This is a genomic window from Vibrio halioticoli NBRC 102217, assembly GCF_000496695.1.
GTDB lineage: Bacteria > Pseudomonadota > Gammaproteobacteria > Enterobacterales > Vibrionaceae > Vibrio > Vibrio halioticoli.
The window spans coordinates 103306-127134 of sequence record NZ_BAUJ01000003.1 but is presented as its reverse complement, the minus strand read 5'-3'; the positions used below and the strand labels follow the sequence as shown (position 1 = coordinate 127134).

The 23829-nt window shown below is 44.1% G+C and carries 24 protein-coding genes and 1 pseudogene; 7 read left to right on the top strand and 18 right to left on the bottom strand.

What is annotated here, in order from left to right:
- Window positions 1–51: 51 nt before the first annotated feature.
- Window positions 52–852 carry an FKBP-type peptidyl-prolyl cis-trans isomerase gene (gene fkpA, locus VHA01S_RS00745; protein WP_023402458.1) on the bottom strand — a complete coding sequence of 267 codons (801 nt, stop codon included), beginning with the start codon at window positions 850–852 and terminating at the stop codon, window positions 52–54.
- A 365-nt stretch (window positions 853–1217) separates the two neighbouring features.
- Here fkpA and VHA01S_RS00740 point away from each other — a divergent pair, with 365 nt between their 5' ends.
- Window positions 1218–1460: a SlyX family protein gene (locus VHA01S_RS00740; RefSeq protein WP_023402457.1), complete on the top strand. Its 243-nt coding sequence runs from the start codon at window positions 1218–1220 to the stop codon at window positions 1458–1460.
- A gap of 113 nt (window positions 1461–1573) precedes the next feature.
- Here VHA01S_RS00740 and slyD read toward each other — a convergent pair whose 3' ends face one another.
- From slyD to kefG, 4 genes are all read right to left on the bottom strand, one after another.
- Window positions 1574–2122, bottom strand: coding sequence for a peptidylprolyl isomerase (gene slyD, locus VHA01S_RS00735; RefSeq protein WP_023402456.1), 549 nt, complete (start codon window positions 2120–2122; stop codon window positions 1574–1576).
- Window positions 2123–2208: 86 nt separating this feature from the next.
- Window positions 2209–2406, bottom strand: coding sequence for a YheV family putative zinc ribbon protein (locus VHA01S_RS00730; RefSeq protein WP_039969933.1), 198 nt, complete (start codon window positions 2404–2406; stop codon window positions 2209–2211).
- The gene (gene kefB, locus VHA01S_RS00725; protein WP_023402454.1) at window positions 2396–4207 is read right to left on the bottom strand and encodes a glutathione-regulated potassium-efflux system protein KefB; all 1812 of its coding nucleotides are present in this window, start codon (window positions 4205–4207) and stop codon (window positions 2396–2398) included. The genes VHA01S_RS00730 and kefB overlap by 11 nt, the downstream gene beginning before the upstream one ends.
- On the bottom strand, window positions 4194–4790 hold the full coding sequence (gene kefG / locus VHA01S_RS00720) for a glutathione-regulated potassium-efflux system ancillary protein KefG (protein WP_023402453.1): 597 nt from the start codon (window positions 4788–4790) through the stop codon (window positions 4194–4196). The genes kefB and kefG overlap by 14 nt, the downstream gene beginning before the upstream one ends.
- Window positions 4791–4908: 118 nt before the next feature.
- Between kefG and VHA01S_RS00715 the strand changes: the two genes are divergently transcribed.
- The 6 genes from VHA01S_RS00715 to crp all read left to right on the top strand — a co-directional run bounded on the left by VHA01S_RS00715 (window position 4909) and on the right by crp (window position 10303).
- Complete coding sequence (locus VHA01S_RS00715; protein WP_023402452.1) at window positions 4909–6828, top strand: ABC transporter ATP-binding protein; 1920 nt, start codon at window positions 4909–4911, stop codon at window positions 6826–6828.
- A gap of 6 nt (window positions 6829–6834) precedes the next feature.
- Complete coding sequence (locus tag VHA01S_RS00710) at window positions 6835–7299, top strand: TIGR02444 family protein (RefSeq protein WP_039969896.1); 465 nt, start codon at window positions 6835–6837, stop codon at window positions 7297–7299.
- On the top strand, window positions 7292–8272 hold the full coding sequence (locus VHA01S_RS00705) for a hydrolase (protein WP_023402450.1): 981 nt from the start codon (window positions 7292–7294) through the stop codon (window positions 8270–8272). Before VHA01S_RS00710 ends, VHA01S_RS00705 begins: the two co-directional genes overlap by 8 nt.
- Before the next feature lie 18 nt (window positions 8273–8290).
- Window positions 8291–8512 (top strand): YheU family protein, encoded by a 222-nt coding sequence (locus VHA01S_RS00700; protein WP_023402449.1) that lies wholly within the window; start codon window positions 8291–8293, stop codon window positions 8510–8512.
- A gap of 65 nt (window positions 8513–8577) precedes the next feature.
- Window positions 8578–9447 carry a phosphoribulokinase gene (locus VHA01S_RS00695; protein ID WP_023402448.1) on the top strand — a complete coding sequence of 290 codons (870 nt, stop codon included), beginning with the start codon at window positions 8578–8580 and terminating at the stop codon, window positions 9445–9447.
- A 223-nt stretch (window positions 9448–9670) separates the two neighbouring features.
- A complete protein-coding gene (gene crp / locus VHA01S_RS00690) occupies window positions 9671–10303 on the top strand; it encodes a cAMP-activated global transcriptional regulator CRP (RefSeq protein WP_017029447.1) in 633 nt (210 codons plus the stop codon).
- An 87-nt stretch (window positions 10304–10390) separates the two neighbouring features.
- Here the strand turns inward: crp and VHA01S_RS00685 are convergent, their stop codons facing one another.
- The 13 genes and pseudogenes from VHA01S_RS00685 to VHA01S_RS00625 form a co-directional block, all read right to left on the bottom strand.
- Window positions 10391–11188 carry a DUF1338 domain-containing protein gene (locus tag VHA01S_RS00685; RefSeq protein WP_023402447.1) on the bottom strand — a complete coding sequence of 266 codons (798 nt, stop codon included), beginning with the start codon at window positions 11186–11188 and terminating at the stop codon, window positions 10391–10393.
- 62 nt (window positions 11189–11250) lie between these two features.
- On the bottom strand, window positions 11251–12714 hold the full coding sequence (astD, locus tag VHA01S_RS00680) for a succinylglutamate-semialdehyde dehydrogenase (RefSeq protein ID WP_023402446.1): 1464 nt from the start codon (window positions 12712–12714) through the stop codon (window positions 11251–11253).
- Window positions 12715–12737: 23 nt separating this feature from the next.
- On the bottom strand, window positions 12738–13757 hold the full coding sequence (gene astA / locus VHA01S_RS00675) for an arginine N-succinyltransferase (protein WP_023402445.1): 1020 nt from the start codon (window positions 13755–13757) through the stop codon (window positions 12738–12740).
- 24 nt (window positions 13758–13781) lie between these two features.
- Window positions 13782–14990, bottom strand: a complete 1209-nt coding sequence (locus tag VHA01S_RS00670) for an aspartate aminotransferase family protein (protein ID WP_023402444.1) — start codon at window positions 14988–14990, stop codon at window positions 13782–13784.
- A 296-nt stretch (window positions 14991–15286) separates the two neighbouring features.
- Complete coding sequence (locus VHA01S_RS00665; RefSeq protein ID WP_023402443.1) at window positions 15287–15877, bottom strand: aminodeoxychorismate/anthranilate synthase component II; 591 nt, start codon at window positions 15875–15877, stop codon at window positions 15287–15289.
- A 107-nt stretch (window positions 15878–15984) separates the two neighbouring features.
- A complete protein-coding gene (trpS, locus tag VHA01S_RS00660) occupies window positions 15985–17010 on the bottom strand; it encodes a tryptophan--tRNA ligase (protein ID WP_023402442.1) in 1026 nt (341 codons plus the stop codon).
- Between the two features lie 133 nt (window positions 17011–17143).
- Window positions 17144–17830: a phosphoglycolate phosphatase gene (locus VHA01S_RS00655; protein WP_023402441.1), complete on the bottom strand. Its 687-nt coding sequence runs from the start codon at window positions 17828–17830 to the stop codon at window positions 17144–17146.
- 16 nt (window positions 17831–17846) lie between these two features.
- Window positions 17847–18518 carry a ribulose-phosphate 3-epimerase gene (rpe, locus tag VHA01S_RS00650; protein WP_023402440.1) on the bottom strand — a complete coding sequence of 224 codons (672 nt, stop codon included), beginning with the start codon at window positions 18516–18518 and terminating at the stop codon, window positions 17847–17849.
- A 104-nt stretch (window positions 18519–18622) separates the two neighbouring features.
- Entirely contained in the window at window positions 18623–19444 is an 822-nt protein-coding gene (locus VHA01S_RS00645) for a Dam family site-specific DNA-(adenine-N6)-methyltransferase (RefSeq protein ID WP_023402439.1), read from the bottom strand.
- Window positions 19445–19511: 67 nt separating this feature from the next.
- Window positions 19512–20948 (bottom strand): SPOR domain-containing protein, encoded by a 1437-nt coding sequence (locus tag VHA01S_RS00640; RefSeq protein ID WP_023402438.1) that lies wholly within the window; start codon window positions 20946–20948, stop codon window positions 19512–19514.
- A gap of 22 nt (window positions 20949–20970) precedes the next feature.
- Entirely contained in the window at window positions 20971–22074 is a 1104-nt protein-coding gene (gene aroB, locus VHA01S_RS00635; protein ID WP_023402437.1) for a 3-dehydroquinate synthase, read from the bottom strand.
- 35 nt (window positions 22075–22109) lie between these two features.
- Window positions 22110–22628: a shikimate kinase AroK gene (gene aroK / locus VHA01S_RS00630; protein ID WP_023402436.1), complete on the bottom strand. Its 519-nt coding sequence runs from the start codon at window positions 22626–22628 to the stop codon at window positions 22110–22112.
- Window positions 22629–22779: 151 nt separating this feature from the next.
- A pseudogene (locus tag VHA01S_RS00625) lies at window positions 22780–23811 on the bottom strand (type IV pilus secretin PilQ); the annotation flags it as partial.
- Window positions 23812–23829: the final 18 nt, after the last annotated feature.

The following is a 23829-nucleotide window of genomic DNA, read 5'->3' as shown; positions in this document are numbered from 1 at the left end:
CAAAATGCAAAAAACCGAGGCAAGCCTCGGTTTTATAAAGCCTATTTGCTATTACTTAGTAGCAGGCTGTGCCGCTGGAGCTTCAATACCTAGCAGCTCAACTTCAAACACTAAAGTAGAGTTAGCAGGGATAGCTGGAGACTCTTGGTCGCCGTAAGCTAGCTCTGGTGGGATAACAAATTTGTATTTAGAACCCACTTTCATAAGTTGCAGACCTTCAGTCCAACCAGGAATCACACGGTTAAGTGGGAATGTTGCTGGTTCGCCACGGTCGATAGAGCTATCGAACTTAGTGCCGTCCGTTAAAGTACCTGTGTAGTGAACTTTAACTACGTCGGTAGCTTTAGGAGTCGCGCCGTCACCTTGTTTTTCAACTTGGTAAAGGATGCCAGAATCAGTTTTGGTTACGCCATCTTTCTTAGCAAAATCAGCACGGAAATCTTCGCCAGCTTTCAATGCTGCTGCTGATTTAGCCGCGGCTTTTTCAGCCATTTTCTTGCTAACGCGAGCGTCTAGACCTTCAAGAACCGTACGGATTTCATCTTCTTTAAGACCAGCATTACCGGCAAATGAATCCGTAATACCTTTCAGTACCATTTCATCGCTAAGCTCAATACCAATCTCTTTTGGTTTCTCTACACTTGCTTTTAGGTAAGTTGCAAATGAAACACCGATTGCGTATGCCGCTTTATCGTCGTCAGATTTAAACTGCATTGCGCTAGCTTCTGCTGGAGCGGCTGCTTCAGTTGCGGCTGGGGCTGCTGCGTCTGTCTTTGGTGCTTCTTCTTTTTGACAACCAACTGCTAGGGCAACTGTTGCTGCAAGCAGAGAAAGTTTTAGCATTGATTTCATTTATTTCTCCAAATCATGGCTTAGCCACTACTTTAAGCACTATTAGGTGCAAATTGTTTCCGTTAATATTTTATTAAAATTAACAAATTACAGGTCAGTGTGCGAATTATAATTACGCCTACACAACCTTTAATTGTCATTTCTAAGTAAAAATGTGTGAGATAGGGACTTAGACCCTACTATTTAGATTAGTTCCCTAGTAAGCGAGTTAAATCGCCTGATTGGCTTCTATAAGAGTCCATTTCCCGCCAACCCTACGGCTATTTCCCTGCCAGTATTCGGTTATAAGGGTAGGATATAGAGATGAAGGCACAGGTAATCTAAGGTAAACTGCTCCCCGTTATCGATTTTATAGGCTCAATGCAATGTCAGATACAACAGAGATTTCAACACTAATCCAAAAGCTTAATCAGAAAATTGATGATCTTGAGTGTAAAGCGGCATTTCAAGAACAAACCATCGATGAACTTAATGATGCACTAAGTCAGCAACAATTACTGATTTCAAGAATGCAAACACAAATGAAATACGTAGTGGGTAAAGTGAAAAACATGGATACCTCTAACCTTGCCGATCCATCTGAAGAGACCCCACCACCTCATTACTAATCTCTATTTGCTGCACATCACGGCACTACCTGTAAAACGAAAAAAGCCTCCGATTAGGGAGGCTTTCTAAATTAAGTCTAAGTGATTTAACTTTTAGTAGTTAAAGCAGCAGTCTAGTGGTTAGAGCAGCAGTCGTCGCCTTTACCACACTCACCTTTACCACCACAGCATTCATGATCGTCATGGTCATGAGCGCCTTCTCTGTGGATGTGGCCGTGTGCAACTTCTTCTTCTGTTGCTTCACGAATCGCCACTACTTCTACGTCAAACGTTAGAGTTTGACCTGCTAGCATGTGGTTACCATCAACAACAACTTCGTCACCGTCAACTTCTGTAATTTCTACAGGAATTTGGCCTTGGTCTGTATCTGCTAAAAAGCGCATGCCAACTTCTAGTTCATCTACGCCTTGGAATACATTGGCAGGAACACGTTGCACCATAGCGTCGCTGTGCTCACCGTACGCTTCTTCAGGACTTACAGTCACGCTGAACTTGTCGCCAACTGCGCGGCCAGCAAGAGCTTTTTCTAAACCAACTACTAGGTTGTTGTGTCCGTGTAGATAATCCAATGGTGCATCCACACCGGCTTGATCAACAACTACGCCTTCTTCAAGCTTTACTTGATATGCAAGACTTACTACTGAGTTATTGTCGATTTTCATAGTCACTCCAAAAAGTTGGTTATTCAACTGTTCAAAAAAGAGGCGCAATAATACAGACTAACCTTTGCCATGGCTAGCGCTTAATTCTATTCTGGTTTAAAGATCCCAATCATATCCTGATCTTTTGCTTTTTGTTGCTTTTCTGCGGGCAAACGAGGCTGTTTATAATCACAACTCACACATTCTACCCATTCGATATTATTCACTTCCCACCAGCGCAAGCTATCCATATCGTGACACTCTGGACATTCAGCACCCGCAATAAATCGTTTTCTAATTTTCATCATTTCTATTCCAGTAATTGCTCGACTGACGTTCGTTTTCTATTTCTCGACCAAAGATCTCTTCTAGCTCTTTACGTGCTTCTTTAGCTCGCAGGGCTAAATCACTTTCATCACTATGCTGAGGCAACAACTCTTTCAGCATAGTATTATCTAACTTATTAAAATGCTTAGCGGCGCGAGTGGCTTGATGAGGGTGCATACCTAACGCAACCAACAATTGTCGCCCTAAATCTAACGCGCCCAAAAAGGTTTCTCGTGAATAACCTGGCACGCCATGATTGAGTAATTGATAGGCTTCTACGCGACTGCGCGCTCGAGCAAAGACTTTTAAATTAGGGAAATGTTGCTGGCATAACTCAACAGTGCGAATGATCTCATCAGGGGCATCAGTACACAGCACTATCGCTTCTGCATTTTCAGCGCCTGCTGAACGTAATAAGTCGATATTAGTGACATCCCCAAAATAGACTTTATAACCAAATTTACGTAATAGTTTTATCTGGCTTGGGTCGCTTTCTAAGATAGTCAGCTTTACTTTATTAGCGTACATCAAACGACCAATCACTTGGCCGAAACGACCAAAGCCCGCCACGATAACTCGCGGTTCTCGATCGCGTACCTGTTCGTGAGATTCCGCTTCATCACTGCTATTAATGCTGCGCGAATAAATCCACGACTGTACTTTTAATATTAGCGGCGTGGTCACCATAGACAAACTGACCACCACCAACAAAAAGCTAGCCACAGAATTAGATAACAGACCCAGCGCTAATGACGCAGTAAAGATAACAAAAGCAAACTCGCCACCTTGACTTAAAATTGCCGCCATTCGACTGCGCGATTTAGACTTGATGCCAAACAGACGTGCCAGTACATATAAAATGAGCCCCTTGGCGGTGACTAACCCCACTACCGTTGCGAGAATCAATAAAGGACTATCAAATAGTAAGCCTAGATTGACCGACATCCCCACCGAGATAAAAAACAGCCCAAGCAATAAGCCTTTAAAAGGTTCAATCGTGATTTCTAACTCATGCCGGTATTCGCTTTCAGCCAACAACACTCCCGCTAAAAATGTACCTAACGCCATCGACAAGCCAAGATGTTGCATGGTTACCGCAATGCCAAAGACCACCAGCAGTGCAGCGGCGGTAAATAACTCACGCGTTCCAGTTGAGAGTACGAATCGAAATAATGGCCTAAGTAAGAAGTGTCCAGCTACCAATAAGCCCACCACGGCCAACAATGTCATCCCTACATCAGCCCAATTACCGGCAACCTCTCCTGCTAGTAAAGGCAGTAAAGCCAACATAGGAATCACCGCAATATCTTGGAACAGCAATACCGCAAATCCTGACTGGCCGGTTTCACTTCCCGCCAACCCTTGCTCATCAATCACTCGCAGTGCAATAGCGGTTGATGACAACGCCAAACCCATGCCAATGGCAATACTGCTCATCCATGATTGACCCAATAGGAATGCCACCATAGAGATAAACAGTGTCGATATAACCACTTGGGCTCCGCCTAATCCTAAAATAGGGATGCGCATCGCCCACAGTTTTTTAGGGTTCAGTTCCAAGCCAATTAAAAACAGCAGCAGCACCACCCCAAGCTCTGAGAAGTGCAAAATGGCATCGACATCATTAATTAAAGACAGTCCCCATGGGCCAATCACCACTCCCGCTAGCAGATAACCTAATACTGAGCCAAGCCCCAATCGTTGTGCCAAAGGCACTGCGATAACGGCCGCACCTAAAAACAATACACTGCTTTCAATGAGTTCATTATTTAGCGCCATTACTGCCCCCTTCCACATCCGCTTGCTCAGCCAGAGGATTTGCCAACCATTGTCGATATTGCAAAGCATGTTGCGCACGCTCGGTGTCAGGAATCGTACGTGACCAGTATAAAACCATAGGTTCAATCCAATGCATCTGACACAGTAAAGCGGTCAACTCAAACGGTTGTAATATTTGCTCTAGAGGGTATTTATTATAGCCTTGCGGAGAAAAGGCTGACTTTTGCCCTCCGGTCGTTATCACACTGCGCCAATGCTTTCCTTGCAGCGCACAGTGAGAGCCAAAAGCAAATCCTTTATCCAACACGCGATCCATCCACTCTTTGAGCAAGGCAGGGCACGAATACAAAAACATAGGGTGTTGAAACACGATGACATCGTGCTGTAGTAAACGTTGCTGCTCTAATGCGATATCAATAAAAAAGTCGGGATATTCAGCGTATAAATCGTGAACAGTAACATTGGGCAATTCTTTGATTTGATCAATCATGCACCGATTAGCCACCGAGCTATCCGGTTCAGGGTGAGCGTATATGACCAACACTCGAGGGACACTTGAGGGGTAAGCAGACAGCTTTGTCATTCCTTGACACTTTCCTTAACTGTTACATTGCCCTCATCCTATCATGTCAAGGGATCGACTTTTACCCCTATTCCCCCTAATATGCGAGCAACATATTCGATTAACGCTTAGCATTTTCATGATTACGATTTCAGACATTCAATTATTGCGCGGCGGTAAAGCACTTTTACAAGATGCTTCTGCCACTATTCATCCGGGAGACAAGGTGGGCCTTGTTGGCAAGAATGGATGTGGTAAATCCACCTTATTTGCTTTAATGAAAGGTGAATTGAGCATTGATGCCGGCGACTTTAAACAGCCCAAACACTGGGAGCTAGCTTGGGTAGCCCAAGAAACCCCTGCTTTAGAGCGTACTTCAATCGAATATGTCATCGATGGCGATAGAGAATACCGCCAACTTGAAGCCGATTTAGCCAAAGCTGAACTGGCTGACGACGGCAACAAGGTCGCTGAACTGCATGGCAAAATTGAAACCATTGGGGGTTATTCAATTCGTGCTCGCGCGGCAGAGTTACTGGATGGTTTAGGTTTTTCTCAAGCGCAAATGCAATGGAACCTCACCCAGTTTTCGGGGGGTTGGCGCATGCGCTTAAACCTTGCCCAAGCACTGCTGTGTCGCTCTGATCTATTGCTACTTGATGAACCAACCAACCACTTAGATTTAGACGCGGTAATGTGGCTAGAACGTTGGCTGCAAAACTATCGAGGCACACTAGTGCTCATTTCCCATGATAGGGATTTTCTCGATCCTGTCGTGGGTCGTATCATCCATGTTGAAAACGAACAATTGAATGAGTACACAGGTAACTACTCATCATTTGAAAGCCAGCGTGCGCAAAAACTGGTCTTGCAACAAGCCATGTATCAAAAGCAACAAAAACAAGTGGCTCATATGCAAAGCTATATTGACCGCTTCCGTTATAAAGCCTCAAAAGCGCGCCAAGCACAAAGCCGTATTAAAGCCTTGGAGAAAATGGAGCAAGTGTTGCCTGCGCAATTTGATAATCCATTTAGCTTCCAGTTTCGTGAACCTGCGGCGCTGCCAAACCCAATTGTCATGATGGATCACGTATCAGCGGGTTATGACGACACGCTGATCTTAGAAAAGATTCGCTTAAACTTGGTTCCTGGTAGTCGTATTGGCCTGCTTGGCCGTAACGGAGCAGGTAAATCAACACTAATCAAATTGCTGTCTGGTGAACTGGCTTCGAAAAGCGGTGATTTTACCTACTCGCAAGGGGTAAAAATCGGTTACTTTGCTCAGCATCAATTAGAAACGCTGCATCCTGATGAAACTCCGCTACAACATTTAATGCAAATTGCACCCAAGCATACTGAACAGCAGTTGCGTGACTACCTAGGTAGCTTTGGCTTCCAAGGCGATAAAGCGCTTGATAAAGTTGCGCCTTTCTCTGGCGGTGAAAAAGCCCGTTTAGTGCTGGCGTTACTGGTGTGGCAAAAACCTAACTTGCTACTACTGGATGAGCCAACCAACCACCTTGATTTAGACATGCGCCAAGCCTTGACCATGGCTCTGCAAACCTTTGAAGGTGCCATGGTTATCGTCAGTCACGATAGGTATCTACTGCGTGCGACCACCGATGACCTTTACCTAGTTCACGACAAACAAGTTGAACCTTTTGATGGTGACTTAACCGACTACTACAAGTGGCTAACCGAGCAACAAAAAGAGATCAAAAAAGCGCAATCGAGTGATGAACCTAAATCTTCTGTGCATTCAGCGGCGGCGAAAAAAGATCAAAAACGCAAAGAAGCTGAGTTTCGTAAACTCACCGCGCCCATTCGTAAAAATATCACCGCTTTAGAAAAGAAAATGGATAAGCTCAACAAGGTGTTAGAGCAATGCGAAGAGCAACTTAGCGATACCGACCTGTATCAGGCGGAAAACAAAGCTAAACTTACTCAAGTGCTCAGCCAGCAAGCCAGTGCAAAATCGGAACTTGAGGAAGTGGAAATGGAATGGATGACAGATCAAGAAACTCTAGAAGAAATGCAACAAGAGCTGGATAACGAATAACAACGGATGGACAGCACGCCGAACCGTCTTTTGACCCTAGATAGTTTGTGGCAATTTAGTTTGCGCTACTACTGTGTGCAGGAGATCAAAGAGGCGTGCTTGCACCTGCAAAACCATTTTCACGGCAATGTAAATCTGCTGCTCACGGTAAAATGGCTTGATGAACAGCACCTCTCTTTTGCCGATTCGCAGTGGCCTAAGGTAATACAAAGCCTTGCTCGCACTGAGCCTTTATTGCTGCATTTCAGAGAGTTAAGACGAAAATCCAAAGCGCATTTACCCGAGTCTTTATATCGTGAGTCTCTACAATTTGAGTTGCAACTCGAACGCCAACAACAAGCCGATATTGTCGCGGTACTTCATCAATTGCCCCTGACAGCAGTGACTCAGCCCCACTTAATCAACGACTATTGCCGCCAACTAGGTGCGCAGCAACTCGCCGAGATATTTAATAAGCAAATTCATGATTAATCGCTTTTCTCCGCATTGGAGCATTCAAAACCCACATATCCAAACGCTCATGCCTAGGTTTATTCGTCGGCAACCTCTGTTTACTCCAGTTTGGGAAACATTAATCACCGCTGATGACGATTTTCTTGATTTGGCATGGAGTGAACACTGGCAAGCACCATCTGCGCAGAATAAGCCTATATTTATTCTCTTTCATGGTTTAGAAGGAAGTTTTAACAGCCCTTACGCTCACGGACTGATGCATGCCTTTGCCAACAAAGGCTGGCTATCAGTGATGATGCATTTTAGAGGTTGCAGCGGTAAACCGAACAAACAAGCACGAGCCTACCACTCAGGGGAAACCGAGGACGCACGCTTTTTCCTCCAGCAAATCCATCAGCGTTTTCCCAATAACCCTAAAGTCGCGGTTGGGATTTCGCTTGGCGGAAACATGCTAGTGAACTATCTCGCACGTTATAACGAACAACCTTTGGTTGATGAAGCGACCGTGATCTGTGCGCCACTGGATTTAGCCGTGTGCTCGCAACGCATTGAACAAGGCTTTAGTAAGCTCTATCAAAATTACTTACTGAACTCGTTAAAAAAACACTCATTACAAAAAATTGAGTTGCTAAAAGAAGCCATCGGCATCGATATTGATACCATCAACAATATGCGTTTGTTACATCAATTTGATAACGCAATTACTGCCCCACTGCACGGTTACATCGACGCGAAAGATTACTATACGCGATGCTCTGGACTGCCAAGGCTAAATGATATTCAAATTCCAACACATATTATTCATGCTAAGGATGACCCGTTTATGACCGATGACGTGATCCCGACATTTAAGCTAAACAGTAATCTCAACTATCATTTAGTCAATAATGGAGGGCATGTTGGCTTTGTTGGAGGGTCGCTAAGCTCTCCTCATTTTTGGTTAGAGATGGCGGTACCTAGCTTTTATGATAAATTTACGCCTCAACAATAACTTAAATAAGTATCTAGCATGATTGTACCGTGGAAAGAAATTGCCCCAGAAACACTAGAAAGCCTGATTAAAGAGTATATCCTGCGAGAAGGCACCGATTACGGAGAAGTTGAAATATCTCTTGCGGATAAAGTGGACCAAATCAAGCAACAGCTTCAACAAGGAACAGCGGTTATTGTTTACTCCGAATTACATGAAAGTATCGATATAAAAGTAAGTCATAACTCGAAACCTTTATAACACTGAAATAAGCGAGTGTTATTTGTATACTATTCATTCGCAACAAATCACAGACAAGGAAAGTCATGTCAGCTAAACATCCGATCATAGCGGTAACTGGCTCCTCTGGAGCAGGCACCACCACCACCTCTGAAGCCTTCCGTAAAATGTTCAATATGATGAACACTAAGGCGGCTTGGGTTGAAGGAGATAGCTTTCACCGCTTTACTCGCCCTGAAATGGATGTTGCTATCCGTAAAGCTAAAGAGCAAGGGCGCCACATTAGCTACTTTGGTCCTGAAGCCAATGACTTTCCCGCCCTAGAAAACTTCTTCAAGGAGTATGGCGAAAAGGGAGAAGGCAAAGTACGTCGCTACCTACACACATTTGATGAAGCGGTGCCTTACAACCAAATGCCCGGCACATTTACCCCGTGGCAAGAGCTTCCAGAAAATAGCGACGTTTTATTCTATGAAGGCTTGCACGGTGGCGTAGTGGATAGCACTTGCAACGTTGCTAAACATGTTGATTTGCTGATTGGTATGGTGCCAATAGTAAACTTGGAATGGATTCAAAAGTTTGTTCGCGATACTCGCGACCGAGGGCACTCACGAGAAGCAGTGATGGACTCGATCGTGCGTTCTATGGATGACTATTTAAACTTCATCACCCCTCAGTTTTCACGCACCCATATTAACTTTCAACGTGTACCAACGGTGGATACCTCAAATCCACTCAACGCCAAGGGCATTCCAAGCTTAGATGAAAGCTTTGTGGTGATCCGTATGCGCGGCTTTAAAAACGTCGATTTCCCCTATCTTTTAGCCATGATAGATGGCTCATTTATGTCTCGACATAACACCTTAGTTGTACCCGGCGGCAAGATGAGCTTCGCCATGGAGCTCATTATTCGACCTATATTGCAACAACTGCTAGAGACAGGAAAGATAGGCTAAGGTCCGACCTTAATCACACTCTTATTAAAGAGTGTGATTAAGGACACGCTTTTGTGTGAAAATTCAACAATGCATGACGATCAAAATCAAGAAATTTCGCTGAAAAAAAGTTACTATTCGTACTGCAAAAAATTAAACGTAGTAGCAGCAACTACACCCCTCGCCCCTTAGATGGCGATGTCTGGGGACATAATTATACTCGCTGAGAGAGGAAGATAAGAATATGGTTTTAGGTAAACCTCAAACAGATCCAACTTTAGAGTGGTTTTTGTCACATTGCCACATCCACAAATACCCTTCAAAAAGCACATTGATCCACGCTGGCGAAAAAGCGGAAACTCTTTACTACATCGTAAAAGGTTCTGTAGCAGTACTGATTAAAGATGAAGAAGGGAAAGAAATGATTCTTTCTTACCTTAACCAAGGTGATTTCATCGGTGAGCTAGGTCTTTTTGAAGACGATCAAGAGCGTACCGCATGGGTTCGTGCTAAATCTCCATGTGAGGTTGCTGAAATTTCATTCAAGAAATTCCGTCAGCTAATTCAAGTTAATCCAGACATCCTAATGCGTCTTTCTTCGCAAATGGCTAATCGTCTGCAAGTGACAAGTCAAAAAGTAGGTGACCTTGCGTTCCTAGACGTGACTGGTCGTATTGCTCAGACTCTGCTTAACCTTGCTAAACAACCTGACGCAATGACTCACCCAGACGGCATGCAAATTAAGATCACTCGTCAAGAAATTGGTCAGATCGTAGGTTGTTCTCGTGAGACTGTAGGTCGTATCTTGAAGATGCTTGAAGAGCAAAACCTGATTTCTGCACATGGTAAAACTATTGTGGTTTACGGTACTCGTTAATCAACTTTAGATTAAAATACTAAAACCGCTGTTATTCAACAGCGGTTTTTTATTGCCTGCACTTCCGATATTCCGTTGAATAACGTGTTATTTACCACTATTGGTGCTTTCAAAAATCTTATCAGCTGATGCCTCTACAAAGCCTTGATAAAGCTGGCCTTGGCTATCTTTATAACGCTTAGCAAACTCATAAAAACCACCCGGCACGCTTTGTATGCCATTGGTAAATTTAACCTCTACCTTATCGGCCATGGTCGAAGATTGTTCTAATAACACCTCTGGTGTTCCTTTTACTTCACCGCCAGAAGCATTGATGGCAAACTGCTTTTCTTGCAAAAAGGCATTCACCTCGCCCACCTCAGCAAACTGCGCTAGTTGATTAACGCTGACGGTAAAATGATTGGCTCCATAACCATGTGCGGCAACCCATGCGGCGTATTCACTCTCTTGTGCTAATTGCTGATATTGCTCAAAGCTCAAATCCCATAAGCGTCCGCCATGCAAAAAGTTAGAGCCCACAAGTTGTTGTGGATCTATTTGCTCAATCAATTGCCTGACAATGGCCTGCAATTCGTCTGAACACTGCTCTAGTTGTAATTGACTAATAAAGACTTTGGGGAAATCAGGCTGTGGGTGCTGATAGTGCTTTGCCACCAATTTTTTGGCTTTGAATACATAGTCACCACCTTCTTGATAACCAAGATCGAGAAAGGGCTGTGCTAAAACATCTAAGCCAACGGGCGAACAAGCAAAAGTTCGCAACGCAATATGATCATTAATCAAAGCTTTATCTTGCTTTAATAATTCGTGGATCACCTGCGATGATGGGCAGAGCCTGCCATTAAAATCATCCCACAACAGGTCAAATAGCTTTTGTACACCCATAACCCCTCCTTAGTTAGCCAAACGCAATTACTAGTCACACGGATTGTTAGTTGAACCGACGGTTAGTCGAACTCAATTCCCGGAGATAATGTTTCCGGTAGAATTGGCGCATCACCTTGGATAGACGCCATTGGATACGCACAATAGTCTGCGGCATAGAATGCACTCGGTCTTAAATTACCCGATGCTCCCGGCCCGCCAAATGGTGCATCGCCACTGGCTCCTGTAATAGGTCGATTGCGATTCACAATGCCTGCACGGATTTCATCTAAGAAGAATTGCCACTCTTCATCACGAGTCGAGATAAGCCCTGCTGAAAGCCCGTACTGGGTGTTATTGGCCTGCACCACTGCATCTTCAAACTGAGTAAAGCGCGCCACCTGCAACAGTGGCCCAAAGTATTCTTCATCCGGTAAGTCAGCAATAGCACTCACCTCTAAAATCGTCGGCGAAATAAACGCATCATTGAGCAACTGCCCATCAAGTAATGGTTTAGCACCAAGCTCTATTAAAGATTGTTTAGCTGCAATAATTTGCCCAGCGGCAGTTCGAGAGATCAATGTCCCCATAAAAGGTTGAGACTGAGCAAACGGCTGATCCATTTTCAGCTTCTTAGTCACCTCAACAAGACGAGCGATAAGAGCGTCTCCAGCCTCACCTACGGGTATATACAAACGCCTTGCACAGGTACAGCGCTGACCGGCACTGATAAACGCAGATTGGATTATGGTGTGTACAGCAGCATCTAATTCACCAAACTGCTCACTGACAATAAGAGGGTTATTGCCTCCCATTTCTAGCGCTAACATTTTATCCGGCTGCCCCGCAAATTGACGATGCAGAATATGCCCAGTATTAGCACTGCCGGTAAACAGTAGACCATCTATTTGCGTCGACTCCGCCAGCGCTATTCCCGTTTCTTTAGCGCCCTGCACCAAATTGATAACGCCAGCAGGCAGTCCCGCTTGATACCAAAGTTTGATGGCTAATTCGCCACATAACGGCGTGAGATCGGACGGTTTAAATACAACGCTATTCCCTGCCAATAAAGCAGGAACAATATGTCCATTTGGCAGATGAACAGGGAAATTATAAGGCCCAAAGACCGCCAATACACCTAACGGGCGATGCTGTAGCGTGACATCATTTCCCGCAACTTGTTTATGCTGGGTACCGGTTCTTTGATGATAGGACTTAATTGACAGGGCAATTTTTCCCGCCATCGCCGCTGCTTCGGTGCGTGTTTCCCATAAAGGTTTGCCCGTCTCTTTCGCCACAGTTTCAGCAATAAGCTCAGCGTTTTCTTTCACTAACTCAGCAAATCGCACCATGATTTGTTCTCGCTCAGCATAGGGACGCTTCTTCCAGCTAATAAAAGCATGTCGCGCACTGGACACCGCCAGCTCAACCTGCCCTTTACTAGCCGCATGCCCCTGCCAAATCACTTCACTGTTATAGGGAGATAAAGAGCAAATTTCATCACCTTGTCCTGAAATCCACTCACCGGCTATAAAATGCGTTTGCATACGATTCATCCTTGTTATTCGAGTTATACAGCGGCCATGCGAACCCAGTCGCCCACTTCAACTTGAAGGGCTTTGGCAACTTTAGGGCTAATGATGACGGTTTGGCTTGCTGCATCAAATGCAGCTTGTTGAGCGACGGCTCGGAAATGTTCAAACGAGGTATTACAAATCAGATAGTTAGTCGAACTGCCATGTTCGGCAATCGACACCTTAGCTCGAAAAGAATGGCGCACAGTATCGATATTACGCAGGTCACACTCTACCGTTGGTCCCGCATCAAAAATATCGACATAATCCCGACAAGTGAACCCTTCATTTTCCAGTAGCTTCAAGGCAGGGCGAGTATTGTCGTGTACCTGACCGATAACCGCTTGCGCCTCTTTACTCAACAGGTTGATATAGATGGGCAGCTTAGGCATCAAATCGGCAATAAAGCCCTTTTTACCTATCCCTGTCAGGTAATCGGCCATCGTAAAGTCGATGGAAAAGAAGTGTTCTTGCAACCAATCCCAAAATGGCGAGTTGCCCTTATCATCAGAGACTCCGCGCATTTCAGCAAAGATGGTTTTAGAGAAGCGATGTGGATGCTCTGCTAACATAAGAAGGCGAGATTTAGACATTAGGCGGCCGTTGAGACCGCCTCGAAATTTAGGGCGTAAAAACAAGCTGCAGATTTCACTACAACCTGTGTAGTTGTTGCCAAACGTTAAGAGTTTGACCACATTATTGACCCCTAGCTTTGGCGAGGAATGCACCACCTTACTGATGTGGTAAGAGTAAAAAGGCACATCCCAACCAACAGACGCTTCAATGGCAGTAGTACCTGCTACTTCACCGGTATCGCAATCAACCCCAACCATCAAATAGCCTTCGTCACCCGGTTGGGTAACGTCTGGTTTTGAAAAGCTATTGACCGAATGCTCGATTCTATTTTGCAATAACTCTTCATTGACGGGCAAAGAAGTAAAACCGTGACCAGACTCTTCTGCACATAAATACAGAGCCTCATTATCATCCTTGAAAATTGGGCGTACTACCAACATCTGACTATCCTCCCTGATAGAAAGCTAGGCGTTATATAATTTTGCTACTGCTGCTTCGAAGCGTTTAAGTCCTTGTGTAATTTCTTCTGTCGTGATCACGAGTGAAGGCGTAAAGCGAACCACATTTGCTCCAGCAACTAACACCAGTAGTCCCTCTTCACCTGCCGCAACTAATACGTCACGAGCTCGGCCTTTCCAGTTGTCATTAAGTTCAGCGCCCAGTAGTAGCCCTTTACCTCTAAATTCAGCAAACATTGGATACTTAGCATTGATGCGCTCAAGCTCGGCACGGAAAATAGCTTCACGATCTTTCACACCTTGCAGAACTTCAGGCTGTGAAATGTGATTGACTACCGCTTCTGCGACAGCACACGCCAATGGGTTACCGCCATAAGTAGAACCATGAGTGCCCACTTTGAAATGCTGCGCTAGCTTATCGGTGGTTAACATAGCGCCGATAGGAAAACCGCCACCTAACGATTTAGCTGTACTCAAGATATCAGGTGTCACACCTAATCCTTGGTAAGCATAGAAATCACCTGTACGACCATTACCTGTTTGAACTTCATCAAAAATCAGTAGTGCATTGTGCTTATCACACAGTTCACGCACTGTTTGTGCAAACTCTGGCTGTGGCGAAATAATGCCACCTTCGCCTTGTAGAGGCTCCATCATCACCGCACAAGTTTCGTCAGATATTGCAGCTTTGAAGGCTTCGATATCGTTGTAAGGAATATGCTCAATATCACCAGGCTTAGGACCAAAACCATCAGAGTAAGCGGCTTGTCCACCCACGGTCACAGTAAAGAAAGTTCGACCATGAAAACCTTGATTAAAAGCGATGATTTTTGATTTTTGACTACCAAACTCATCGGCAGCGTAACGGCGTGCCAATTTTAAAGCGGCTTCGTTCGCTTCTGCGCCTGAGTTAGCAAAAAAGACTTTATCAGCAAAGCTCAATTGAACCAGTTTCTTACCTAATCGAAGTGCCGGTTCGTTGGTCATGACATTACTTAGGTGCCATAACTTATTGGCTTGCTCAGATAAGGCTTCAACCATGATTGGATGACAGTGCCCTAAACAGCTCACCGCAATCCCACCCGCAAAATCAATGTATTCGTTGTCCTGCTGATCCCAGACTCGCGCACCTTGCCCTCGAACAGGAATAACCGCCATTGGGTTATAGCAAGGAATCATTACTTCATCGAAGTCTTTACGCGTTACATCTGTCATATCCATCACTCCTTTATGCATTTTCCCTGCAACGGTAAAATTCGTTATTTATGCATTGCAGAAGACTTTTCGTCTATATAGGCATTGTATTAACAAGTTATTAACTATTTCAAGCTAAATATCTGTTTTATTGGCCTAGTATACCGAACAAATCGTGCACAGTGTGACTCGATAGGGATAATAAAGAGAAAAAGATATCATTGAGCATAACAAACACCTGCACAACACCAATAATTCTAGATAAATATTATGCAAGCAATCTCAATAGATATGCGTTTTTGATTATAAGCTGTGAACTATAGACAAGCAGTATGCTTAAAGAAGTTAGCTAAGATCTCTAGTCCCTGCTCTGTCTTAATCGATTCTGGATGAAACTGCACCCCTTCGATAGGCAAGGTCTTATGACGATAGCCCATGATCTCTTTGGCTTGTCCATTTTCATCAACCGTCCATGAGGTCATTTCAAGGCAATCAGGTAAAGAGGTTTTTTCTACGATCAGAGAATGATAACGAGTGACCGTGAGTGGATTATTTAAATCAGTGAATACGCCTTGGTTGGTGTGGCGAATTGGAGAGGTTTTTCCGTGCATGACTTTATCCGCACGAATGACTTTCCCACCCAGCACTTGAGCAATCGCTTGATGGCCAAGACAAACGCCAAGTAAGGGTACTTTCCCCATGAACTCTTGAATAACCTGTAGCGAAATACCCGCTTCGTTAGGTGTACAAGGCCCGGGAGATATCACAATGGCTTGTGGTTGTAAGGCATGGATTTGGGCAAGGGTAATGGCATCATTGCGTACAACTTTAGTCTCGCAACCTAACTTACAAAAGTATTGATAGAGGTTGTAAGTAAAAGAGTCATAGTTATCAATGATTAACAGCATACAAAAATCCAAACAAATAAAAAATGCCACCACCTTTGAGGCGATGGCATTCTATCACAACTGATTTGAGCCCGCGTTTAATTAAAAGCAGTGCTTAAGTAAGAGGTTTAAAACGGGCGCTTAACAAAACCAACCGCTTGGTAAACTTTTTCCAATGTTACCGCAGCTCGTGCAGATGCTTTTTCAGCGCCCGCTTTCATAACTTTGTTAAGATAAGGCATGTCCTGACGAACACGACGATATTCAGCTTGAATTGGCTCTAGCATTTCAACTAAGGCTTCGCCCACATCTTTCTTGAATGGGCCGTACATCTCAACACCTTGGTATTGAGCTTCAATTTCAGCAAAGGTTTTATTGGTAGCGGCAGAGTAAAGACCCATAAGGTTTGCGATACCCGCTTTGTTTTCTACATCATAAGCAATGCGCGGTGGATTTTCTGGATCCGTTTGCGCTTTGTTGATTTTCTTGATGATCGATTTAGGATCTTCAAGAAGCGTAATCACGTTCTTACGGTTATCATCCGACTTCGACATCTTCTTGCTCGCATCTTGTAAGCTCATCACACGAGCATTCACAGTTGGAATGTGCGGTTCTGGGATTTGGAAGATAGGCGATTCAGGGGTTGCGTAGATGTTGTTAAAGCGGTTTGCGATATCACGAGCTAACTCAAGGTGTTGCTTCTGATCGTTGCCCACCGGCACTTGGTGCGCGCCGTATAGCAAGATATCGGCTGCCATCAATACTGGGTAATCATATAAGCCCACATTTACGTCATTCGCGTAGCGTTGCGACTTATCCTTAAACTGAGTCATACGATTTAACTCACCCATTTGGGTGTAGCAGTTTAGAATCCAGCCTAGTTGAGCGTGTTCTGGTACGTGAGATTGAACAAACAAAGTGCTCTTTTCTGGGGTTACGCCGACTGCAAGACAAATAGCCAGAGCGTCTAGAGTTGCTTCGTGCAGAGCTTTAGCATCTTGACGTACCGTGATGGCATGTAGGTCAACAACACAGTATTGACAGTCGTAATCATCTTGCATCTGATTCCATTGACGCAGAGCACCAAGATAGTTGCCAATGCTTAATTCACCAGACGGCTGAACACCGCTTAACACTATTGGTTTAGTGGTCATGATAATTACTTCCTCAATACTTCTAAAATTAATTTTTTATACGATAAAACAGTGTACTCATCGACAAATATATTGGAAGAAAAAAAACAGTAAAACGAGCCTAAGTTGACAATTCAGGCTCATTCATTGGGGATCAGTGGCAAGATGGCAGCAGTTCAACTAACTGTGATAAGTCGTCAATCAGATAATCGGGGTGAGAAGACTCGATAGGCTCACCGTGATTATAACCATACGGTAAAGCAACGGATGTCACTCCGGCATTTTTCGCGGCCAGAATGTCGTTTTTAGAATCTCCAATCATGATCATCTCGGCCGTTGAAAGCTGATGCTTTTCAAGCAGGTGATTCAGTGGCATTGGATCGGGCTTTTTCTTTTCCAGAGCATCGCCACCTAATACGTCGATGAAGAGGTCACTAAGACCATGCTGAGATAGGATCTCTGGTACAAACTGATAAGGTTTGTTGGTCACAATCGCCAATAGATAACCGGCTTGATGAAGCTTATTTAGCGATTCTGCAACGCTAGGATATAAGTTGCTTTGCGTGTGTCCACACTCGGCATAAAAGCGGTCAAAATACTGGCGCGCTTGTTGCTTAGTTTCGTCACTCAATGCTGGGTCAATGTGCATGCTTCGACTTAAAGCACGCGCCACTAATACATCTGCGCCATTGCCTACCCACTCGCGCACTTGCGCTTCAGAGACACTTGGGTGCCCCATAGCTTGTACCGCTTGATCCGTTGCAATGGCAAGATCTGGAACACTATCGAGAAGCGTTCCATCAAGATCAAAAGCCAATAACTTAGTTAGATTTAGAGCCACAGTTATTCCACCTTAATTATTTCACTTTCGCTAATTCGGCGCGCATTTCATTAATCACCTGTTGATAATCAGGTTGATTAAAAATCGCCGAACCTGCCACAAACATATCCGCACCCGCTTCCGCAATTTCACGAATGTTGTCAACCTTAACTCCGCCATCGATCTCTAAACGAATATCACGACCGCTTGCGTCAATACGTTCACGTACAGCGCGTAGCTTATCTAAAGTGTTAGGGATAAATGACTGACCGCCGAAACCTGGGTTTACAGACATCAATAAGATCATATCAACCTTATCCATGATGTAGTCTAAGTGAGTCAAAGGAGTGGCTGGGTTTAATACAACGCCCGCTTTACAGCCGTGTTGCTTGATGAGTTGCAAAGTGCGGTCAACATGCTCAGACGCTTCGATATGGAAGGTAATCATGCTGGCACCCGCTTTAGCAAATTCTGGAACAATAGAATCAACAGGCTTCACCATCAGGTGAACATCGATAGGTGCGGTAATGCCGTAATCACGCAGTGCTTTACAGATAGGTGCGCCAAAAGTCAGATTTGGCACATAGTGATTATCCATTACATCAAAATGCACTACATCGGCACCGGCGGCCAATACACGCTCAACATCTTCGCCTAAACGAGCAAAATCTGCAGATAAAATAGATGGTGCAATAAGAAAGTCGTTCATAGCTGTTCCCTAGAATAATGCGTTCAATTTGCGCGCAATTCTACAAAAGCAAACTATAAACTAAAAGGACAATTTACAAATGAATGTCAATGTTGCGACTGGTGTTAAGCATCACGATTAAATAAGGCTAACAATTCGTCCACCTTATTGCGTCCTGCGCCATTTCGGCTAATGGTGCGCTTCACTTTCACCACATTCAGTTGCGCGCCATGATATAAGCGACGCGTTAATACCGTGTCATGGTTTGAGATCAGTACCGGGATGCCACGCTTATTGGCAGTGCGCTCGGCAACATCCGCTAATGCGGCTTGGTCATCCAGAGAAAAACCATTACCTGAGTAGGTAGTAAAGTTTGAAGTGGTCGATAACGGCGCATAAGGCGGATCGCAGTAGATAACACTGCCCTTTCTGGCACGCTTAAAGGTCTCTAAATATCCTTCACAGACAAAAGTCGCTTTACTGGCTTTTTCAGCAAAAAACTCCAGTTCTTGTTCTGGGAAGTAAGGCTTTTTATACGAACCAAACGGCACATTAAAACCGCCTTTTTTGTTATAGCGACATAAACCATTAAAACCAAAGCGATTCATATACAAAAAGGCCACCGAGCGAAACTGAATATCATCGCTGGCGTTGAACTGTTTGCGAACGTCTAGATACACTTCTTTTTGATTGTATTCAGCGGTGAACATGCGTTTTGCCTCATTGATATAAGGCTGCGGATCATGCTTTAACAGATTGTACAGATTGATAAGATCTGGATTGATATCTGCAAGTAGGTAGTGTTCATAGTCGGTATTTAAAAATACCGAGCCTGCCCCAACAAAAGGTTCAACTAGCTTTTTTGCTTGTGGTAGATGACGCTGAATATCATCAACGAGTCCATATTTACCACCTGCCCACTTTAAAAAGGCTCGTTGTTTTTTCATTGCTGGTCTTCACTACCCATAGTTTCTAGGACGCGGAATGTATCACAAAATGACATATGTCTCAGTGTTATTTTCCTGCCACAACCTCTTTGTGCACTTGTGACATCGACTTAACCCAAGGGCCGACACTTTGTAGCGCATCGGGTAACTGTTCAATTGCTTCACTGGCTTGCTTTACAAAACGGAAGTCTTGATAGGTAATAATGTACCAAGTTTTACCCGAACGAGGTGTCGGATAAATGCGTACTTGGTTTTGCAATTGGTGCTCATCAATAAACGCCTGCACTTCTCCCATACTGCGTAATGCGCCAAGTTGTACGGTATAGCGCTTACTGCTGATAGCCAGCAGTTCATCTCGCGCAAAAGAGAAATGGACTATTGGCTGAGTGCTATTGTCTTGTTCTGCAGATGCCGATGGAGTGGCAATTGTCGAAGTCGACGGCTTCACTGTCGGCTTCACCACTTGCGTTTCAGTATCAATCAAAGAATCAACCACCTTGTCAGGAACAACGACTCGTTCTTGACCACGGCTATTATCATCTAAAGTGATGGTTTTACCGGTTACTGGTGGTGGCAATTGATGGCTATCGTCAGTCAGAGTTTGTTCTTCTTTAGCCGAAAAATCAGCAACCTGTTGGTTTTGTACGCTTTCAGATTCAGGAGTGGCTTTCTCAACATTGCTACTTAATGCCTGATCGGTTGCATCGGGCTGCGAAGTAGAGTTTGAAGCGGATAATACCCACCAAGCGATTAACGCAATCACAATAATGAGAATGATCACAACAACGCCGGATTTGGCTGAGCCATTGTGAGAAGATAATGCCGTTTTCATTGGTTTCACTTTACTTCCTAATGCCATTAATTCGCCCGGATACTGAGGGCAACGATTCGCCTTTTTACGAATACTGTCGCGCTTGTTCAAGCTTTCAAATTTTCTAAGTACCATCAACTCTAAGAAAAATTCCACCTCTGTTTTTGGCAGAGGCTCAATAATGAGTTGTACAGGTTGAGTATTAAATTGATGACATAGGGGCAGGATTTTCTTTGACAATAAGTCAGGGCCACATGCCATGATTACATTGATAGTCCACGTAGGGTGAGCTTGAATGCGCTCGACCAAATTCCACAAGGACAAAAGAATTTCTTCGGAGAATAAGCCAGCATCATCCACCAAAATAGTAAATTCAGCCGCCGGTAAGCCTAATGCTTGGTCTAAATTTTCAAAAATAGAGTGCTGCGCAGAATACGCATGATTAGTAGTCAGTTGTGCCAATAAGGATTCAGCCATGTCTTGCTCTGACATCGCAGGTTCACCGAGTAGCTTAGCTTTATAACCGACAATACATTGTGAGAAATGACGCTCAAGAAGCCAGGATTTACCTGCCCCTCTTGAGCCAATCAAAGTAACGAGATTTGAGCCAAAACGAGTCATCAGACGCAATTTATCTAGCAACAACGCCTGTGATTGTAACTCCAATGTTCTGGCCTTATGAGACTGACTCATCCACTATCCCTGTATGTTACTTTTATTTACGTCCGTCCTCGATAGCTTGATAAACATGCGTAAGGTCGATTTCGCTAATCACTTTGGCACTACCAATTGCATTGGGTAACACTAAGCGTAAACGTCCCGACAGTACTTTTTTATCGCGCATCATATGCTTCATGAAGTCCTCACCAGACATGCTCTCTGGTGTATGTACAGGTAAATCGCAGGCAATAAGCAGTGATTCAATTCTGTCGACATCAATAGCATCAAGCATTCCAGCATAGGCTGCCGTTCTTGCTGCCATTACGGTACCTGATGACACAGCTTCGCCATGTAGCCAGTTACCATAGCCCAATTCAGCTTCAATAGCATGACCAAAAGTATGACCAAGATTCAATAACGCTCGAATACCTGACTCTTTTTCGTCTTGAGCAACAACATCAGCTTTAATTTGACAGCAGGTAGCCACCGCTTTGATAACCGCACTACTCTCTAGCTCTGTCAGTGATTCGATATGTTGTTCTATCCATTCAAAAAATGGCTTATCTACAATCACACCGTATTTCACTACCTCAGCCATACCGGCCGAAAACTCTTTATCAGGCAAAGTGGCTAAAGTATTGATATCAATAATCACAGCTTTAGGTTGATAGAACGCGCCTATCATATTTTTGCCTAAAGGATGGTTAACCGCAGTCTTGCCACCAACAGAAGAATCGACTTGAGACAGTAGAGTTGTCGGAATTTGCACAAAATCTACACCGCGCTGGTAACACGCAGCCACAAATCCCACCAGATCACCAATGACACCACCGCCTAATGCAACTAAAAGTACGTCGCGGCTGTAGTTATGCTCAAGCAAAAAGCTCATCACATCATTAAAGGTTTCTAGGGATTTATATTGTTCACCGTCAGGCAGTTCTAAGACTTTTGTGTTGCACCCTAACTCAACAAATTGTTGCTTCACTCTATCAGCGTAGAGAGGACCAACGGTTGTGTTAGTGATAATAACCACTTGTTGCTGTGATAAATCTTTTGACGATGGGAATAGACTTGAAAAGAGGGCCGGGTTACCCAATAACCCAGCACCAATTGAAATTGGGTAGCTTCGCTCCCCTAAACTTACCGTGATCCGTTCCATGGGATGCTCTCCTCAGTAAGATTAACGTTGGAAGATTAACGCTCTTCCAACATTTTAACGATTTGATTTGCAACTATTTTTGCACTTTGATCGTCAGTTTTAACCGTATAGTCTGAAACTTCTTCATACTGTGGGTTACGCTCTGCAGCTAAAGCCTCAAGAACCTCACGAGGTTCATCAGTTTGCAAAAGCGGACGCTTTTTATCGCGATTAGTGCGAGCAAGTTGTTTTTCGATAGTGGTCTCTAGATACACTACCACGCCACGAGCAGATAGACGGTTGCGGTTTTCTTTACTCATTACTGAGCCACCACCGGTCGCAAGAACGATACCCTGTTCTTGGGTAAGGTCATTGATCACACCTTCTTCACGCTTGCGGAAGCCTTCTTCGCCTTCCACATCGAATACCCAAGCGATATCAGCGCCAGTGCGCTCTTCGATTACCGTATCAGAATCAACAAACTCCATATGAAGTTGCTGTGCTAGGTGTCTACCTATTGTGCTTTTGCCGGCGCCCATTGGGCCAACAAGGAAAATATTACGTTTTTCAGCCATGTTAAGCAGTATTTTACAACGTTAAAGTCAAATTACACCGCCACCTTCATTTTACCGCTAAATAGTCGGTATAGAGAAATGACGCCAAGTTCCTCACATATGAATCGTGATAAGACCCGAAATTATCTGGATTTGCCATCAACAATGCAAATTATATTTTATCTTTTTTTGGAAAGAGGATGGAAGGAGTGACAAATATCAACAACTCACTACGTCCAAACTTGTCAGAAGTTCGCTTAAAAAAGCGACCAAACCAAGGAATATCAGAAAGATACGGTACTTTCTCAACATTTCGGATAATGCTTTTCTGATAAATTCCACCCAGTACAATAGTTTCACCATTTTCAACCAAAACTTGCGTTTGCACACGTTGCGTGTCGATAGCTACCGATTCACCGATGCCAGTTTTGACCACTTGACCAGGTCTGTCTTGGGTCACTATCAAGTCTAAAACTAGATGATTGTCTGGCGTTATCTGCGGAACCACCTTCAAACTCAGCACCGCTTTACGAAATGAAATGGATGTCGCGCCACTTGAAGCCGCTTCTAAATAAGGGATTTCTGAACCTTGCTCAATATAAGCAGCCTGCTTATTGGTGGTGACTAACCTTGGGCTGGAAATAATTTCAGCCCTTGATTCGGCCTGCAGAGCAGAAAGCTCTAAATCAAGTAAGGTATCTGAACCTAGTTTTGCCAATTGAAAAGCAATCGTGGAGGCATTGGGGTTAGCTAATCCCAAGTTCACATTTAAATGATCGACCAAATCCGTACTGCCCTTTGACGCTTCAATACTAGGGGTGACTTTGCTATCCGTATTAATATTGCTAAAGCCCCAACGCACGCCAAGCTCATCCAATTCGCCCTCATTGATAGTGACGATTCTGGCCTCAATTTGTACTTGTTTAACTGGGATATCTAAAGATTCAATAATCTCAACAATACGCACTAAATTGTCGGGATGATCATAGATAAGCAATGAGTTAGTTCTGTCATCGACCGCGATAGAACCAAATTCTGAAACCGTCCCTACTCGGCGATGATGATCCAAAATATCGGCAATATCTGACGCTTTAGCGTATTTAATCGCGAACAGTTGTGAAGATAACGGTGGATGAAGAGTGAGAGTGTTCAATGCTTCCAATGGATTAATTGTGAGTTCTGGCTGACTAGGTGCAATTGCCACGGCGGGTTGGGATGAATT

What these genes read in the sequence shown, in the direction of transcription:
- fkpA (WP_023402458.1), bottom strand. Translation starts at nt 852, where the DNA reads ATGAAATCAATGCTAAAACTTTCTCTGCTTGCAGCAACAGTTGCCCTA.
- VHA01S_RS00740 (WP_023402457.1), top strand. Translation starts at nt 1,218, where the DNA reads ATGTCAGATACAACAGAGATTTCAACACTAATCCAAAAGCTTAATCAG.
- slyD (WP_023402456.1), bottom strand. Translation starts at nt 2,122, where the DNA reads ATGAAAATCGACAATAACTCAGTAGTAAGTCTTGCATATCAAGTAAAG.
- VHA01S_RS00730 (WP_039969933.1), bottom strand. Translation starts at nt 2,406, where the DNA reads ATGAAAATTAGAAAACGATTTATTGCGGGTGCTGAATGTCCAGAGTGT.
- kefB (WP_023402454.1), bottom strand. Translation starts at nt 4,207, where the DNA reads ATGGCGCTAAATAATGAACTCATTGAAAGCAGTGTATTGTTTTTAGGT.
- kefG (WP_023402453.1), bottom strand. Translation starts at nt 4,790, where the DNA reads ATGACAAAGCTGTCTGCTTACCCCTCAAGTGTCCCTCGAGTGTTGGTC.
- VHA01S_RS00715 (WP_023402452.1), top strand. Translation starts at nt 4,909, where the DNA reads ATGATTACGATTTCAGACATTCAATTATTGCGCGGCGGTAAAGCACTT.
- VHA01S_RS00710 (WP_039969896.1), top strand. Translation starts at nt 6,835, where the DNA reads ATGGACAGCACGCCGAACCGTCTTTTGACCCTAGATAGTTTGTGGCAA.
- VHA01S_RS00705 (WP_023402450.1), top strand. Translation starts at nt 7,292, where the DNA reads ATGATTAATCGCTTTTCTCCGCATTGGAGCATTCAAAACCCACATATC.
- VHA01S_RS00700 (WP_023402449.1), top strand. Translation starts at nt 8,291, where the DNA reads ATGATTGTACCGTGGAAAGAAATTGCCCCAGAAACACTAGAAAGCCTG.
- VHA01S_RS00695 (WP_023402448.1), top strand. Translation starts at nt 8,578, where the DNA reads ATGTCAGCTAAACATCCGATCATAGCGGTAACTGGCTCCTCTGGAGCA.
- crp (WP_017029447.1), top strand. Translation starts at nt 9,671, where the DNA reads ATGGTTTTAGGTAAACCTCAAACAGATCCAACTTTAGAGTGGTTTTTG.
- VHA01S_RS00685 (WP_023402447.1), bottom strand. Translation starts at nt 11,188, where the DNA reads ATGGGTGTACAAAAGCTATTTGACCTGTTGTGGGATGATTTTAATGGC.
- astD (WP_023402446.1), bottom strand. Translation starts at nt 12,714, where the DNA reads ATGCAAACGCATTTTATAGCCGGTGAGTGGATTTCAGGACAAGGTGAT.
- astA (WP_023402445.1), bottom strand. Translation starts at nt 13,757, where the DNA reads ATGTTGGTAGTACGCCCAATTTTCAAGGATGATAATGAGGCTCTGTAT.
- VHA01S_RS00670 (WP_023402444.1), bottom strand. Translation starts at nt 14,990, where the DNA reads ATGACAGATGTAACGCGTAAAGACTTCGATGAAGTAATGATTCCTTGC.
- VHA01S_RS00665 (WP_023402443.1), bottom strand. Translation starts at nt 15,877, where the DNA reads ATGCTGTTAATCATTGATAACTATGACTCTTTTACTTACAACCTCTAT.
- trpS (WP_023402442.1), bottom strand. Translation starts at nt 17,010, where the DNA reads ATGACCACTAAACCAATAGTGTTAAGCGGTGTTCAGCCGTCTGGTGAA.
- rpe (WP_023402440.1), bottom strand. Translation starts at nt 18,518, where the DNA reads ATGAACGACTTTCTTATTGCACCATCTATTTTATCTGCAGATTTTGCT.
- VHA01S_RS00645 (WP_023402439.1), bottom strand. Translation starts at nt 19,444, where the DNA reads ATGAAAAAACAACGAGCCTTTTTAAAGTGGGCAGGTGGTAAATATGGA.
- VHA01S_RS00640 (WP_023402438.1), bottom strand. Translation starts at nt 20,948, where the DNA reads ATGAGTCAGTCTCATAAGGCCAGAACATTGGAGTTACAATCACAGGCG.
- aroB (WP_023402437.1), bottom strand. Translation starts at nt 22,074, where the DNA reads ATGGAACGGATCACGGTAAGTTTAGGGGAGCGAAGCTACCCAATTTCA.
- aroK (WP_023402436.1), bottom strand. Translation starts at nt 22,628, where the DNA reads ATGGCTGAAAAACGTAATATTTTCCTTGTTGGCCCAATGGGCGCCGGC.